The sequence below is a fragment of the Pantoea sp. NPDC088449 genome (assembly GCF_044753225.1).
GTDB lineage: Bacteria > Pseudomonadota > Gammaproteobacteria > Enterobacterales > Enterobacteriaceae > Pantoea > Pantoea floridensis.
Genome location: NZ_JBIVMT010000003.1, coordinates 530100 through 543864 on the forward strand (window position 1 = coordinate 530100; position 13765 = coordinate 543864).

The 13765-nt window shown below is 52.6% G+C and carries 14 protein-coding genes; 3 read left to right on the forward strand and 11 right to left on the reverse strand.

Features of this window, described 5'->3' with window-relative positions; all coding sequences use genetic code 11:
• Positions 1–102: 102 nt before the first annotated feature.
• The 3 genes from pspG to ACIP6T_RS16930 form a co-directional block, all read right to left on the reverse strand.
• Positions 103–369, reverse strand: a complete 267-nt coding sequence (gene pspG / locus ACIP6T_RS16920) for an envelope stress response protein PspG (protein ID WP_097095223.1) — start codon at positions 367–369, stop codon at positions 103–105.
• A 401-nt stretch (positions 370–770) separates the two neighbouring features.
• A complete protein-coding gene (gene dusA / locus ACIP6T_RS16925; RefSeq protein ID WP_097095224.1) occupies positions 771–1769 on the reverse strand; it encodes a tRNA dihydrouridine(20/20a) synthase DusA in 999 nt (332 codons plus the stop codon).
• Between the two features lie 108 nt (positions 1770–1877).
• A complete protein-coding gene (locus ACIP6T_RS16930) occupies positions 1878–3128 on the reverse strand; it encodes a conjugal transfer protein TraF (RefSeq protein WP_097095225.1) in 1251 nt (416 codons plus the stop codon).
• A 452-nt stretch (positions 3129–3580) separates the two neighbouring features.
• Between ACIP6T_RS16930 and zur the strand changes: the two genes are divergently transcribed.
• Positions 3581–4102 carry a zinc uptake transcriptional repressor Zur gene (gene zur, locus ACIP6T_RS16935; RefSeq protein ID WP_097095226.1) on the forward strand — a complete coding sequence of 174 codons (522 nt, stop codon included), beginning with the start codon at positions 3581–3583 and terminating at the stop codon, positions 4100–4102.
• A gap of 71 nt (positions 4103–4173) precedes the next feature.
• Here zur and ACIP6T_RS16940 read toward each other — a convergent pair whose 3' ends face one another.
• The 4 genes from ACIP6T_RS16940 to ACIP6T_RS16955 form a co-directional block, all read right to left on the reverse strand.
• Positions 4174–4386 (reverse strand): CsbD family protein, encoded by a 213-nt coding sequence (locus ACIP6T_RS16940; protein ID WP_097095227.1) that lies wholly within the window; start codon positions 4384–4386, stop codon positions 4174–4176.
• Positions 4387–4550: 164 nt separating this feature from the next.
• Positions 4551–5873, reverse strand: coding sequence for an MATE family efflux transporter DinF (gene dinF, locus ACIP6T_RS16945; protein ID WP_400458165.1), 1323 nt, complete (start codon positions 5871–5873; stop codon positions 4551–4553).
• Positions 5874–6007: 134 nt separating this feature from the next.
• Positions 6008–6622 (reverse strand): transcriptional repressor LexA, encoded by a 615-nt coding sequence (lexA, locus tag ACIP6T_RS16950; protein WP_097095229.1) that lies wholly within the window; start codon positions 6620–6622, stop codon positions 6008–6010.
• A gap of 105 nt (positions 6623–6727) precedes the next feature.
• Positions 6728–7096 (reverse strand): diacylglycerol kinase, encoded by a 369-nt coding sequence (locus ACIP6T_RS16955; RefSeq protein WP_097095230.1) that lies wholly within the window; start codon positions 7094–7096, stop codon positions 6728–6730.
• 127 nt (positions 7097–7223) lie between these two features.
• Here ACIP6T_RS16955 and plsB point away from each other — a divergent pair, with 127 nt between their 5' ends.
• Positions 7224–9647 (forward strand): glycerol-3-phosphate 1-O-acyltransferase PlsB, encoded by a 2424-nt coding sequence (gene plsB / locus ACIP6T_RS16960; RefSeq protein ID WP_400458166.1) that lies wholly within the window; start codon positions 7224–7226, stop codon positions 9645–9647.
• 47 nt (positions 9648–9694) lie between these two features.
• On the opposite strand, the gene ubiA is transcribed toward plsB, so the two are convergent.
• The 4 genes from ubiA to ACIP6T_RS16980 form a co-directional block, all read right to left on the reverse strand.
• Positions 9695–10579, reverse strand: a complete 885-nt coding sequence (gene ubiA, locus ACIP6T_RS16965) for a 4-hydroxybenzoate octaprenyltransferase (RefSeq protein WP_345827429.1) — start codon at positions 10577–10579, stop codon at positions 9695–9697.
• A gap of 6 nt (positions 10580–10585) precedes the next feature.
• Positions 10586–11104 carry a chorismate lyase gene (gene ubiC, locus ACIP6T_RS16970; protein ID WP_345827430.1) on the reverse strand — a complete coding sequence of 173 codons (519 nt, stop codon included), beginning with the start codon at positions 11102–11104 and terminating at the stop codon, positions 10586–10588.
• 92 nt (positions 11105–11196) lie between these two features.
• Positions 11197–11607 (reverse strand): phosphate-starvation-inducible protein PsiE, encoded by a 411-nt coding sequence (gene psiE / locus ACIP6T_RS16975; RefSeq protein ID WP_097095233.1) that lies wholly within the window; start codon positions 11605–11607, stop codon positions 11197–11199.
• 68 nt (positions 11608–11675) lie between these two features.
• On the reverse strand, positions 11676–12374 hold the full coding sequence (locus ACIP6T_RS16980) for a UTRA domain-containing protein (protein WP_345827431.1): 699 nt from the start codon (positions 12372–12374) through the stop codon (positions 11676–11678).
• A 224-nt stretch (positions 12375–12598) separates the two neighbouring features.
• On the opposite strand from ACIP6T_RS16980, the gene ACIP6T_RS16985 reads away from it, so the two are divergent.
• Entirely contained in the window at positions 12599–13660 is a 1062-nt protein-coding gene (locus ACIP6T_RS16985) for an ABC transporter substrate-binding protein (protein ID WP_345827432.1), read from the forward strand.
• Positions 13661–13765 lie beyond the last annotated feature (105 nt).

The following is a 13765-nucleotide window of genomic DNA, read 5'->3' on the forward strand; positions in this document are numbered from 1 at the left end:
GTTGAAACAACGCCAATCATCCTGGCAGAAAACATAAGTAAAAAATATGTTTAATTGCGAAATTGGTCTAAGCAATGTCTGAGTCTGTGATCTTTCCCGCAATTACCGCCAACCATTTCTCTCTAACTTACTGATTTTTCTTTTCAGCCTGTTTAATTTCGCCTCACCCGAGGGCGTGTTAAATGCGCGATAGAGCCATACGGTGATAACCGCCAGCACCAGCCATGGTAACAATTTAATAACAACTGCCAGCAGGCCGCCGAGGAACATAAAGACGGTAGCAACAATCAATGCGGCGATAACACCAAGCAATGAAACGCCGGTGAGTAACAGCATTAGAAAAAAGCCGAGAACAAAGAGAATTTCCACGAAGGTGCTCCTGTGTGAGTAACTTCAGGAGTATTACAAGATGCGTGCCAACTCGTAAATGCGCTAACGCTTTGAAAGTATTGAAGTGAAGATCCATGGGCGAATGAGCACGTGCTGAAAATAGCCAACTTGTGGTGTGGAAAAAACCATATCTCAAGAATTGTCGTGCTATTTGTCTGGTGCGCATTAATGCGCACCCTACGAAAACCCAGCTATATCCACGCAGGGGTACCCTTCATGGTGTAATCCCGATCCCGTACCAAATTACCGCACCTTCCGTAGCGGCGCGATTTATCGCGCAATGAATTGCGCCGCTACAAGGTGTGCTCTCGGTGATTAGGTTTTTTCATGTCTTAACTGACAATCATTACACCCTTCATGGTGACCTTACCCAACAAGGGTTACAGCGCTTCCTGCGGGATTTTATCCGCAACTAAGGCTAGCGCCGCTTCCAGCACCCGCACATCGGCACCGGTTTTGTGGGCGTTTTCACTCAGATAGCGACGCCACTGGCGAGCGCCTGGGATGCCCTGGAACAGGCCGAGCATATGGCGCGTGACGTGTCCCAAGTACGTACCTTTCGACAATTCCGCTTCAATATAGGGGTACATCGAACGCACCACCGCTACCGGATCGACCTGCGGTACATCACGACCAAACAGCTCGCGGTCGACCTGCGCCAGAATGCCCGGATTCTGATAGGCTTCGCGGCCCATCATCACGCCATCCATGTGCTGCAGATGAAGTTTGGCTTCTTCCAGCGTTTTTATGCCGCCGTTGATCGCCATGGTTAGCGTTGGAAAATCACGTTTCAGCTGATAAACGCGTGGATAATCCAGCGGCGGAATTTCGCGATTCTCTTTTGGGCTCAAACCCGACAGCCAGGCTTTGCGGGCGTGGATAATAAAGGTATCGCAGCCGCCCTGCTGCGCCACGGTGCCAATAAAATCACACAGGAATTCATAACTATCCTGCTCGTCAATGCCGATTCGGGTTTTTACCGTTACCGGAATGCTCACGACATCACGCATCGCTTTAATACAATCGGCGACCAACGCAGCATCCGCCATCAGGCAGGCACCAAAACGCCCGTTCTGAACGCGGTCCGAGGGACAACCGACGTTCAGGTTGATCTCATCGTAGCCACGCGCTTCTGCTAGTCTGGCGCACTGTGCCAGTGCGGCGGGATCGCTGCCCCCAAGTTGCAGCGCCAGAGGATGTTCATCCTCGCTGTAGGCCAAATAGTCGCCTTTACCGTGAATGATGGCGCCCGTGGTCACCATTTCGGTATACAGCAGGGTATCGCCGCTCAGCTTGCGATGAAAATACCGACAGTGGCGATCGGTCCAGTCAAGCATCGGGGCAATTGAAAAACGTTGCGAGGAGAAAGTATCGGTCATGAAACGCAGTAAATCCGCAGTAGTTAAGTGATGAGAAACTGCGCAATCATATCACAGCAGAACGGGCGGCACAGCCGCCCGTTATCAGGAGTAACCGTTGAGTGAGGATTAGAAGTTAAATCCAAGCTGCAACATTGCACCCACGGTATTGTCTTTGCCCACTGAACCGGCCAGATCCAGATGAACCGTATTGTTGAACGGCGATATGCCCAAACCTGCGGTAACTACGTCGGTATCATTCGATTTCAGATCGGCACGATAACCGGCGCGCAGCGCCAGCCAATCCAGCACGCGATACTCTGCACCTACGCCGGCATACTGGCTGGACTCTTCTGATTTGAAGCGCTTGGTTTCTGTCAGGTCAACATCACCCGCCAGGGTAAACGGCCCGTTATTCCACGCGAGGCCAGTCGTGACCAGCGGACGAATTTGATAGGTATCGCGATAACCGTTTACTTCTTTAGTATCGATATCACGCGAGATTAAGTTCTGCCCCGTCACACCGAAAGTCCAGTTATCAGCAAAATCAGTGGCAACACCGGCATCCACGTTAAACCCGGTATCGCTGCTGCGATAACGGCTGCTGTTGATGTCGCTCTTGTCGTAGTTATAGATACTGGCGGTGTAGTTATACAGCCAGGTTTTCTGCAGTTTTGGCGTGATACCAACAGAAACCGGATGGCCGGCAATAGAGAACTCATGCGCCACTGATACACCATAATCGGTGATTAACGCCGCCAGGCCGTTAGCGCTGGAACGCAATTTGTCCTCATCGCCCGGCACAGGAATAACGGTACCGTTAGCAACACCACGCAGATAGGCGATGTCGCTATCCGCGATGTTGGCACGTACGTGCGCAGTTCCATAGGCCTTAGTGATAAACGCAAAAGGTAAGGTTTCATTGGGAACGGTGACGGCCAGCGCCACACCCGCAGTTCCATTGGCTTTATTGCCGCGAAGATCGCTAAGCTGGTTAGCCACATCACCTGCAGCCGCTTTCAGCTGCGGATAACCATTGAGGTAATCCGCAAAGGTGAGGTTATCAATCACGTCCTGATAACGATCGACACTATCCGTGATGTCATCAACGCGGTCGATCAATTTGTCTTTGTCAGTAACCTGTGCGCCAGCTGAAGGGAAAATGATGCTGACGTTATCTTCCGGCTGAGCTTTCGTCATCAATGCTGGGTTAGCCAGCACCGCAGAACTCCAGGTGGAAGAAGCTACGCCCGTTCCTCCCATGGCATCATTGCGCGCGTCATACCATGTGCCTGCTGCTAAAGCTGAAGAAGAAATAAATACCGCATTCAAACCAACAAGATAAGCAACTTTTTTGTGCCTGAATAGTGTCTTCACCATGAGCCTGCCATCACCTTTGAAATGTCGCTGAGCCACTCACCGACGGAACAGTTTAGTTAGCCGCTATTCTGAACCATGGCTAACGCTTCATTGCTGTGAATTGAAAGGAAATAGCACTGCTATTCGCAGAATTGGATGCTTTCACACCATTCCGCTGTGTTTTTATGCAGAAAGATTAACAGTGTTTAAATTGATACCAGAAATTACTTAAGACCTTTTGAACCATAGACGCTAACCTGGTGAGTTGCAAAGCAAAATCCCAGCAGCCGTTGCCTTGGCTACATAGTGGTTTACATCGGGAAAATGGGCAAAAACTGAAGGATGATACAAAGTGGAACGGTAACAAATTGATTAACCGGTTTTTTTAGCAGAAAACACGCTTAAAAAAGCAATAACAGCAGTAGAAAAAATTGTGTGATAAAATAACATAACCTGCAACCCGGAGAATGCTCATGTCTAACCTCACGCCCGAACAGCTGCTTACCCAGGCTGAATCACTCTGCCTTGACCGCGGCGTGCGCCTTACTACTCAGCGCGCTGAAGTATTGCGTCTGATGGCTGAGCAAAATGGATCAATTAGCGCTTACGACCTGCTGGATCAGCTACGCGTCAGTGAACCTCAAGCCAAACCGCCCACGATTTATCGTGCACTGGATTTTCTGCTGGAGCAGGGATTCATTCACCGCGTGGAATCGAATAATAGCTATGTGGTTTGCCACCATTTCGACGAACCCGCGCACACTTCTGTGATGCTGGTGTGTGATGGCTGCGCGGCGGTAAGTGAAAAGCATGCACATGGCGTAGAAAAAACCATTGCGACACTGGCAGATCAGGCGGGGTTTTCACTGCGTCATACGGTGATTGAAGCACATGGCTTATGCGAGAATTGCACGGAAGTTGCGGCTTGTACGCGGCATGATAGTTGCGAACACGACCATCAGAGTGAGAGTAAAAAGCGGGTGAGAAAGGCTTAATTGGCACTTCCTTGTGCCGACCCGATCATAATGATCGGTGGGTAGGAGCATCGTCCTTAATAAGACGTCGATTACCAGCGGTAATCTTTGTTATGGCTTTCCCAGTCTTTCACTTCGGTCTCTGCCTGATCTTTCGCATAACCGTAGCGTTCCTGGATTTTACCGACAAGCTGATCGCGTTTACCTTCGATCACGGTCATATCATCATCCGTAAGCTTGCCCCACTTCTCCTTCACTTTCCCTTTGAACTGCTTCCAGTTTCCACCAGCTTCGTCTTTATTCATAATAATCCTCCACTTCATCCTGAGTGAGACGGATACATTCTCTGTATATCAAAGAACATACCCACACGATGCGCTATTCATCTGCGCCGTATGAGTTAATTATAGTTGCCGCTTCGAAGTTTGCAGGAAATTACAGATTAATCTGTAGGTTACGCTTCGCTTATTCAGGCATTAAACCAGCTGTCGCGCTGCCAATGACCGCGCCACATCAGCCACAGCGTCACCCCTCGTAGCGCCAGGAATACCGTTATCGCCAGCCATAAACCGTGGTTACCAAGCCAGGGCAATGTTAGCAGCGTCAGGCCATAACCCATGGCGGCTATCATCATGCTGTTACGCATCTCACGACCACGCGTCGCACCAATAAACATGCCATCCAGCAGATAACACCAGACGCCTATCAACGGCAATATCACCTGCCAGATGAGATATCTGTCGGCCATTTCACGCAACGCTTCCAGTGATGTCAGCATGGCCACAATCTGCGGCCCCGTGAACGCATAAATCAGGGCAAATAATGCGGCGACAAAACAGGCCTGACGGCAGGCCGCGTGCCAGATAAGTATTAATCGACTGCGATCTTTCGCGCCTACCGCTTCACCCGAGCAGGCTTCAACCGCATAAGCAAAGCCATCTAGCGCGTAGGCGGTAAAAGTGAGGAACATCAGCAATACGGCATTAACCGCCACCACATCAGGACCAATGCGCGCCCCCAGAATGGTCAGGGATGCAAAGCAGATTTGAAGCATTAATGAGCGCAGCATGATGTCGCGATTAAGACGGAACAACCGCGCGGCATCGCCACGCCAGCTGCTTTTTAGTAGAGCGAAATGAATACCGCGCAGTTTGAGTACGCGCGCCACCATCCACAAACCTACTCCCAGCGTGACATATTCAGCCAGCGCCGTTGCCGCCGCTGCACCGGCCACTCCCCAATGCAGCTGAAGGACAAATAAAAGGTCGAGCAGGATATTCACCAGATTCCCGACGATAAGCAATACCATCGGCGCACGCGCATACTGCACGCCTAACAGCCAACCAAGAATAACCAGATTAGCCAAGGTGGCGGGCGCGCTAAGCCAGCGAATCTCAATGAAAATTTTGGCCTGCTGCTGCACTTCTGGGCTGCCGCCCATTAATGCGGCTGCCAAACTGCTTACCGGCGTTCGCAGCACCATAAATAGCAAACCAAAAACCAAAGCAATCAACAGCGGTTGGGTCAGGGCGCGTGCCAGCGCCGTTTTGTCATTGGCACCAAACGCCTGCGCGGTAAGGCCAGTAGTACTCATGCGCAGAAACAGCAGGAGCATAAAGATAAAACTGGTTGCCGTGGTACCCACGGCGACGCCCCCAAGATAAATCGGGCTATCGAGATGACCAATAACGGCAGTATCCACCACGCCCAACAATGGAACGGTGATGTTAGAGAGGATCATCGGCAGTGCCAGCCGCCAAAGCGCTTTATCTGAAGGGGAAAACAGCTGCATCAGCCCATTCCGTTATTTGCGGTAACCAGCGTGATTGCGCCCGACAGTGCCGCAGAAAATGTCAAAAAGAAGAAACTAGCAGACTGCGGCCAGCGCAGCATACGCCGCCGCAGTAGGAGGGAATCAGGAACGAATCAGAGCCATTCGCCGTTACGCACGATCCCAACGGCCAGACCTTCAACGGTCAGTGATTGCTCGCGGGTATCTACCACAATCGGTTGGAAATCGTTATTTTCCGGCAGAAGATGGACAATCGCGCCCTGCTTTTTCCAGCGTTTGACCGTGACTTCGTCATCAATGCGCGCTACGACCACCTGTCCGTTACGCACTTCCTGCGTTTTATGCACCGCCAGCAAGTCGCCATCCATAATACCGATGTCTTTCATCGACATACCGCTCACACGCAGCAGGAAATCCGCGCTGGGTTTGAACAGGTTTGCATCCACCTGATAGTGCGCTTCAATATGCTCCTGTGCCAGCAGCGGCTCGCCCGCAGCGACACGACCAATTAATGGCAAGCCTTCGCTCGGCTCTTCTTCCATTAATAAGCGAATCCCGCGCGATGCGCCGGAAACAATTTCAATTACGCCTTTACGCGCCAGCGCTTTCAGATGCTCTTCAGCAGCATTGGGCGAGCGAAATCCCAGTTGCGCAGCAATTTCCGCACGCGTTGGCGGCATGCCCGTCTGGTTAATATGGTCGCGAATCAGGTCATAGACCTGTTGCTGCCGTGCAGTTAACGCTTTCATCCCGCCCCCTGGTTGTTTATACAGTCGCTGTGAGTATATACAGGTATTGGCGAAATGAAAACCGTAACAGAGGGAAAAATCAGCGGTTTGATGAATCTGGAATGGCTATCTCAAATGCGTCCAGAGCAGCACGATCCAAACAAAAAGAGCCAGTAAGATAGTCAGCAATACCGCAGCCGAGCCCATATCTTTGGCGCGCCCTGATAAGGGATGTTGCTCCTGGCCAATGCGGTCAACGACGGATTCAATGGCACTATTAAGGATTTCGACAATGACAATCAGTACCACGGAGCCAATCATCAGCACGCGGGAAATGGCGTCTACATCCAGCCAACATGCCACGATAATCGCCACCAGCGCGGCTATCGCTTCCTGGCGGAATGCCGCCTCGTGCTGCCATGCGGCACGCAGCCCCTGCCAGGAATAACCGGCTGCTTTCACTATTCTTACAATACCGGTGACGTTATTTGCCATGTTTATGGAACCCTTGATCTATTTTGACGTCAATGTGTGGGCAGTATGAGGTGGCAGAGCCACAGATCTTCGCTGCACTTTCTGGTATGCTTGCCGCGCTTTGCTAACAAGAGGCTTTAAGTTGTCTATGTCAGGTTGGCGTAAACTCTATTACAAATTATTGAATTTACCACTCTCTATTTTGGTAAAAAGTAAGGTCATTCCGACCGATCCTATCTCTGAACACGGAATCGATCCGACACGTCCAGTGATGTATGTTTTGCCTTATGATTCAAAGGCTGACTTGCTCACACTTCGTGCACAATGTCTGAAACACGATTTGCCCGATCCGCTGGCTCCGCTAGAGATCGATGGCACCTTGCTGCCGCGCCACGTGTTTATTCACGATGGCCCACGCGTTATTCCCTATTTCGTGGCCAATCCCGAATCGGTAAAGCTGTTCCACGATTATCTGGATTTACACCGCAGCAACCCGCAGCTCGATGTACAAATGTTGCCGGTCGCGGTGATGTTTGGCCGCGCGCCGGGACGTGAAACATCAGGTGAATCCACACCGCATCTGCGCGTTCTAAATGGCGTACAGAAATTCTTCGCCATTTTGTGGCACGGTCGCGATAGCTTTGTCCGCTTCTCGCAAACCGTTTCGTTACGTCAGATGGCGACCGAACACGGCACTGATAAGTCGATTGCACAGAAGCTGGCGCGTGTCGCGCGCATTCATTTTGCTCGCCAGCGTCTGGCCGCGGTGGGTCCACGTCTGCCTGCACGCCAGGATCTCTTCAACAAGCTGTTGCAATCCAAGGCGATTGAAAAAGCGGTAGAAGATGAGGCGCGCAGCAAAAAGATCTCACATGAGAAAGCCCAGCAGAACGCCATCGAAATGATGGAAGAAGTGGCGGCAAACTTCTCCTACGAAGCGATTAAAGTGACTGACCGCGTGATGGGCTGGCTGTGGAGCCGGCTGTATCAAGGCATCAACGTTCACGGTGGCGAGCGCGTACGTCAGCTGGCGCAGGATGGACATGAGATTGTTTATGTGCCCTGCCACCGCAGCCATATGGACTATTTGTTGCTTTCCTACGTGCTATATCATCAAGGCCTGGTGCCGCCGCACATTGCTGCGGGTATCAACCTGAACTTCTGGCCTGCGGGCCCGATTTTCCGTCGTCTTGGCGCGTTCTTTATTCGTCGTACCTTCAAGGGCAATAAACTTTATTCCACCGTGTTCCGTGAATATCTCGGCGAACTGTTTAGCCGTGGTTACTCGGTGGAATATTTTGTGGAAGGCGGCCGCTCGCGTACCGGTAGATTGTTGGATCCGAAAACCGGCACGCTATCAATGACGCTGCAAGCCATGCTGCGCGGCGGCAGCCGTCCCATCACTTTCGTGCCAATTTATATTGGTTATGAGCACGTGATGGAAGTGGGCACTTACGCGAAAGAACTGCGTGGCGCGGCCAAAGAGAAAGAGAGTTTCCTGCAGATGGTGCGCGGCTTACGTAAGCTGCGCAATCTTGGTCAGGGCTACGTCAACTTTGGCGAACCGCTGCCCTTGATGAACTATCTGAACAAAAACGTGCCGGAATGGCGTGATGCGATCGATCCTATCGAACCCCAACGTCCAGCCTGGATGACGCCAGCCGTAAATGACATTGCGGCGAAGCTGATGGTGCGCATCAACGAAGCCGGTGCCGCGAATGCCATGAACCTGTGCGTCACCGCGCTACTGGCCTCACGTCAGCGTTCACTCACTCGCGAACAGTTGATTGAGCAGCTGGAGTGCTACACCCAACTGCTGCGTAACGTGCCCTATTCGCCGGAAGCAACCGTGCCGGATATGAGCGCCGAAGCACTGCTTGATCACGCCATGGGCATGAACAAGTTCGAGACTGAGCAAGACAACATTGGCGACATCATCATTCTGCCGCGCGAGCAGGCGGTGCTGATGACTTACTACCGTAACAATATCCATCATATGCTGGTGATGCCATCGTTGATCGCCGCCATCGTGCAGCAGCATCGTGAAATCAGCGAAGCAGAGTTGCTGCGCCAGGTTAGCCTGGTGTATCCAATGCTGAAGAGCGAGTTGTTCCTGCGTTGGGATAATGCTGAGCTGCCCGCCCTGCTGAATGCACTGTGCGTAGAAATGGCGCGTCAGGGGCTGATTACACTGCAGGATGGCCAGCTCAAAATGAGCCCGGCACGTCATCGTTCATTGCAGCTGCTGGCAGCGGGTATTCGTGAAACGTTGCAGCGCTTTGCAATTACCTTCGCCATTCTCAGCGCGAAACCGGCGATCAACCGTGGCACGCTGGAGAAAGAGAGCCGCACGCTGGCTCAACGTCTCTCAGTGCTGCACGGTATCAACGCGCCGGAGTTCTTCGATAAAGCGGTGTTTACCGCATTGGTACTGACGCTGCGCGATGAAGGCTATATCAGTGACAAAGGTGATGCAGATGCAGAACGTAGTCATATGATGTGGCAGATGCTGGCGGAGTTAGTGACAAGCGATGTGCGTCTGACAATTGAGAGCGCGGTCGCGCACGATTAATTTGGCGACCCGCGATAAAAAGGCGCACTTCGGTGCGCCTTTTTTGTTTACAGCAAATCGGCGAACGGCACGGTGCTGAGCAAGATGCCGATAAATAACACCATGCCCACATAGTTGTTATTCAGAAACGCCTGGAAGCAGGCATCGCGCTCGCGCTGAGCAATCAGCTTCTGCTGATGCACAAACAGTCCCGCGGCGAGTAACAGCGACCAATAAAACGCGCCGTTCAAATGGAGCATCATTCCGACCAACGCCATCAGGGCGAGCGTCGCCAGCTGCAGCAGACCGATAATCAGCTTGTCGTAACGACCAAACAAAATGGCCGTCGACTTCACGCCAATCTTCACATCGTCATCGCGGTCAACCATCGCATATTGCGTGTCATAGGCCACCGTCCAGCAGATATTCGCCAGGAATACTAACCAGCAAACCAAAGGTAAGGACTCACTAACTGCGGCCCATCCCATCGGAATCGCCCAGCCAAACGCCGCGCCCAGCACCACCTGCGGCAGATGCGTGTAGCGCTTCATAAACGGATACACCCATGCCAGCGCCAGGCCGCCAAAGGAGAGCAAAATGGTCATGGTGTTCATGGTCAACACCAGCATAAATGCCAGAATTCCCAGGCCGGCAAACAGCAGTTTGGCCTCCTTCTCCGTCACCGCACCGCTGGCCAGTGGACGTGAAGCGGTACGCTTAACATGACCATCGATTTTGCGGTCAGCGTAATCGTTGATCACGCAGCCCGCTGCACGCATCACAATAACGCCGAGGACAAATACCAGCAGCACCGGCAGCGGCGGAATCGCCATGCCGGAAAGCCACAGCGCCCACATCGTCGGCCACAACAGTAAAACGGTGCCGATCGGTTTATCGATACGCATCAGCCGGCGGTAAGCCTGCCATTTGGTCATGGGAAGAGTGTTTTGCACGGTCATTTATCCTTGGTCCAGCGCGCGATACAGCGGCGACGCAGGTAAAAACAGTTCAGTAAGCAGCAGCGGTTTGCCTGATAAACGCAGGCGGGAACGCCGTCCCCACAGATCACCCACCTGGCCTGCATCGATAAAATCGCGGCTCAAGGTAGAAGAAGAAAACAGGTAGCGGCCAAGAGGACGCGTACCCAGCTGTTGCAGCATCAGCTCCGGACCGTTCAGGGTGCTTTCCGGTACCACGGTTCGGCCTATCAACCAGGGTTCGCCATCGCCGCACAGCACGATTTCGCGTAGCCAGAACCGTTGGTCTGCCGGCAAAAACGCGGCTTCATCCGTCACTTCATCTATGCCAATAAAGTCTTCGCGGATGAGTTCAACGGTCACCTGGCGGCAATGCTGTTCGAAGCGACGAGTCATGGAATCCTCTTCCATCAACCAGTCAATTAGCGGGGCAGAAAGCAGCGGGGAAGAGGCTGGTAGCCAGTGCAGTGCGCGTAACTGGCGCAGCGCTTCATGCGACATCAGGGCATCTCCAGAAAAAAAGTTGCCCTAGTTTAGCGCAGAGCAGAATGCGTGGCACGGCTCGTTGTGCCACGTCATTGAAAGAATATTAATTACTCACGCTTCAGCCGGTTACTGTTCGCCAGCCACAGCGTTACCACCAGGATCAGGATCGCAGCTGAGTAATATAGCGTATCGAAGGGGTTTTTATGGTCGACGATGATCAGGCGAATAATCGCCGTAATACCAATGTAGATGAAATAGCGCAGCGGGAAGTGATATCCCGACTGAAAGTATTTCACAATCAACGCGATAAATTCAAAATAGAGGAAATAGATAACGATGCCTTCAATCAGCAGATAGGAAGACGTCTGCTCACCGGTGCTAAAGAGCACATTGGCCAGATGAATGGTTTCTTTGCCGAGAAACACCACGAGGATTATGGCAAGGATGATCAGTCCAATATTGAGCACCCACTGCAGCAGCAATGAAATATATTGCCCCACGCCTGATTTTGTTGTCATTTTTGCGCCTTAGTCTCCGCTGAACTGGTTGGCGCTATCATGCTGTAGTGTGATCAAAATCACAATATTTATACTTCGACATCCACGCAGAGCGCGTCGTAGCGCCAGAACTCGCAGTCACAATCAATGACGCGCTTGTGTTGATCGCGGTTGATGCGAGTGATCAGCAAGCCCGGCGTGCCGCTGGCCACATTCAGGGCAGGAGCGGCACGTGCCGGAAGCGGCCCAGGCAAAATGGTAAAACGCGCGCCGCCATAGCGAATGCCGTAACGCTGATCGTAGAGATCGGTAAGCGATCGCGTGAGGTCCTCTGCCATTAACCCCGGGAAAAAGGCTGGGTTGAGGTAATGCTCAACATACAATACTGCGCGTCCGTCGATACGCCGTAAGCGCCGAACGCGATAAACCTTATCGCCTTCCAGCAACTGTAAATGACGCGCAATCGCTAGCTGTGCGGGCACTTCACTGGCTTCAAGCACTTCGGTACTGGCCACGCGCCCTTGCTCAGCAGCCATGGCATGAAAGTGGCTGTGATGCGATGGATTGTAAACCAGACGCGGTGGTGCGATGAACCAGCCGCGACGCAGTTCACGAAAGATAATACCCTGCGCTTCCAGCAAACCGAGCGCCTCACGCAGCGTGATGCGGGTGGTGGAATAGTGTTCACTTAGGGCGCGTTCCGCAGGCAAACGACCGCTGGCAAATTCACCGTTTTCAATACGTTCCCGCAGCCCTGCCGCAATCACATCTGCCGTTTTAGACAACATTTTTTAGCCTCATTTTGGGGCAAATCTGCACTATGACAGTTCGATGACTACAATGTGACAAGGAACAACCCACGCTTTAGCGCGCTGTAACCGCATGTGGATCGTCGCGCCACACCACATTTCACCACCATGGTCATAAAACCTTCATCTACTCGGGCTACATTGGCTCGGTTCTTGCTGGACTAGACCAAGAAGTCCCACAACATATACCGGGAGCAATCGAGATGAAAGCGTTAATCGCCTCTGTAGTAGCCAGTGCCGTACTGCTTGCGCTGCCTGCCGCGCACGCCGCAGATAATGACCTCGCCGCGCTGGAAAAAGCGGCGCGCGCGGAAGGCCAGGTCAACAGCGTCGGCATGCCAGACAGCTGGGCAAACTGGAAAGATACCTGGAGTGATCTCAACAGCAAATACGGCCTGAAGCACAGTGACACGGACATGTCCTCTGCACAGGAGCTGGCAAAATTTGCGGCAGAGAAAGAGAACGCCAGCGCCGATATCGGTGATGTGGGTGCCGCATTCGGTCCAATTGCCGTGACGAAAGGCGTAGCACAGCCATACAAGCCAACGCATTGGGATCAAATCCCGAGCTGGGCAAAAGATCAGGATGGCAACTGGATGCTGGCGTATACCGGCACCATCGCGTTCCTGGTGGATAAGCAGCAGGTGAAGGACGTGCCGCACAGCTGGGCCGATCTGAAGAAAGGTAAGTATGTGGTCACTATCGGCGATGTCGGCACTGCGGCTCAGGCAGCTAACGGCGTACTGGCCGCCAGCTATGCCCTGGGCGGTGACGAGAAGAACGTGAAACCGGCGCTGAGCTTCTTCGGCGACCTGGCGAAAGAGGGTCGCCTTGGCGTGACCGATCCGGTGATTGCCAACATCGAGAAAGGTGAAATCCAGGTGGCTGTAGTGTGGGACTTTAACGGCCTGAACTACCGCGATCAGATCGATAAAAATCGCTACGAAGTGGTGATTCCATCCGATGGTTCCGTCACCTCTGGCTACACCACCATCATCAACAAATACGCTAAGCATCCAAACGCCGCCAAGCTGGCGCGCGAATATATCTTGTCTGATGAAGGTCAGATCAACCTGGCGAAAGGCTATGCGCGTCCGATTCGTGCCGAGCATTTAACCCTGCCAGCTGACGTGCAGGCCAAACTGCTGCCGCAGTCTGAGTATAAAAATGCCCGTCCGATCAAAGATCAGGCCGCATGGGATAAGACGTCGAAAATGCTGCCGCGCCTGTGGCAAGAGAACGTCATCATTAATATGAAGCAATAACGTTCTCAGGTGTGGTCGCCATAAATGGCGACCCTACGGGTTTTGTAGGGTGCGCATTTATGCGCTCCTGGGGAGAAGTCGCCATAAATGGCGACCCTACGCGTT

Bases quoted from the DNA above. Each gene is read 5' to 3' on its own strand.
- ACIP6T_RS16940 (WP_097095227.1), bottom strand. From the start codon at position 4,386: ATGAATAAAGACGAAGCTGGTGGAAACTGGAAGCAGTTCAAAGGGAAA.
- ACIP6T_RS16955 (WP_097095230.1), bottom strand. From the start codon at position 7,096: ATGGCAAATAACGTCACCGGTATTGTAAGAATAGTGAAAGCAGCCGGT.
- psiE (WP_097095233.1), bottom strand. From the start codon at position 11,607: ATGACAACAAAATCAGGCGTGGGGCAATATATTTCATTGCTGCTGCAG.
- dusA (WP_097095224.1), bottom strand. From the start codon at position 1,769: ATGACCGATACTTTCTCCTCGCAACGTTTTTCAATTGCCCCGATGCTT.
- zur (WP_097095226.1), top strand. From the start codon at position 3,581: ATGTCTAACCTCACGCCCGAACAGCTGCTTACCCAGGCTGAATCACTC.
- plsB (WP_400458166.1), top strand. From the start codon at position 7,224: ATGTCAGGTTGGCGTAAACTCTATTACAAATTATTGAATTTACCACTC.
- lexA (WP_097095229.1), bottom strand. From the start codon at position 6,622: ATGAAAGCGTTAACTGCACGGCAGCAACAGGTCTATGACCTGATTCGC.
- dinF (WP_400458165.1), bottom strand. From the start codon at position 5,873: ATGCAGCTGTTTTCCCCTTCAGATAAAGCGCTTTGGCGGCTGGCACTG.
- ACIP6T_RS16930 (WP_097095225.1), bottom strand. From the start codon at position 3,128: ATGGTGAAGACACTATTCAGGCACAAAAAAGTTGCTTATCTTGTTGGT.
- ubiC (WP_345827430.1), bottom strand. From the start codon at position 11,104: ATGTCGCATGAAGCGCTGCGCCAGTTACGCGCACTGCACTGGCTACCA.
- ACIP6T_RS16985 (WP_345827432.1), top strand. From the start codon at position 12,599: ATGAAAGCGTTAATCGCCTCTGTAGTAGCCAGTGCCGTACTGCTTGCG.
- ACIP6T_RS16980 (WP_345827431.1), bottom strand. From the start codon at position 12,374: ATGTTGTCTAAAACGGCAGATGTGATTGCGGCAGGGCTGCGGGAACGT.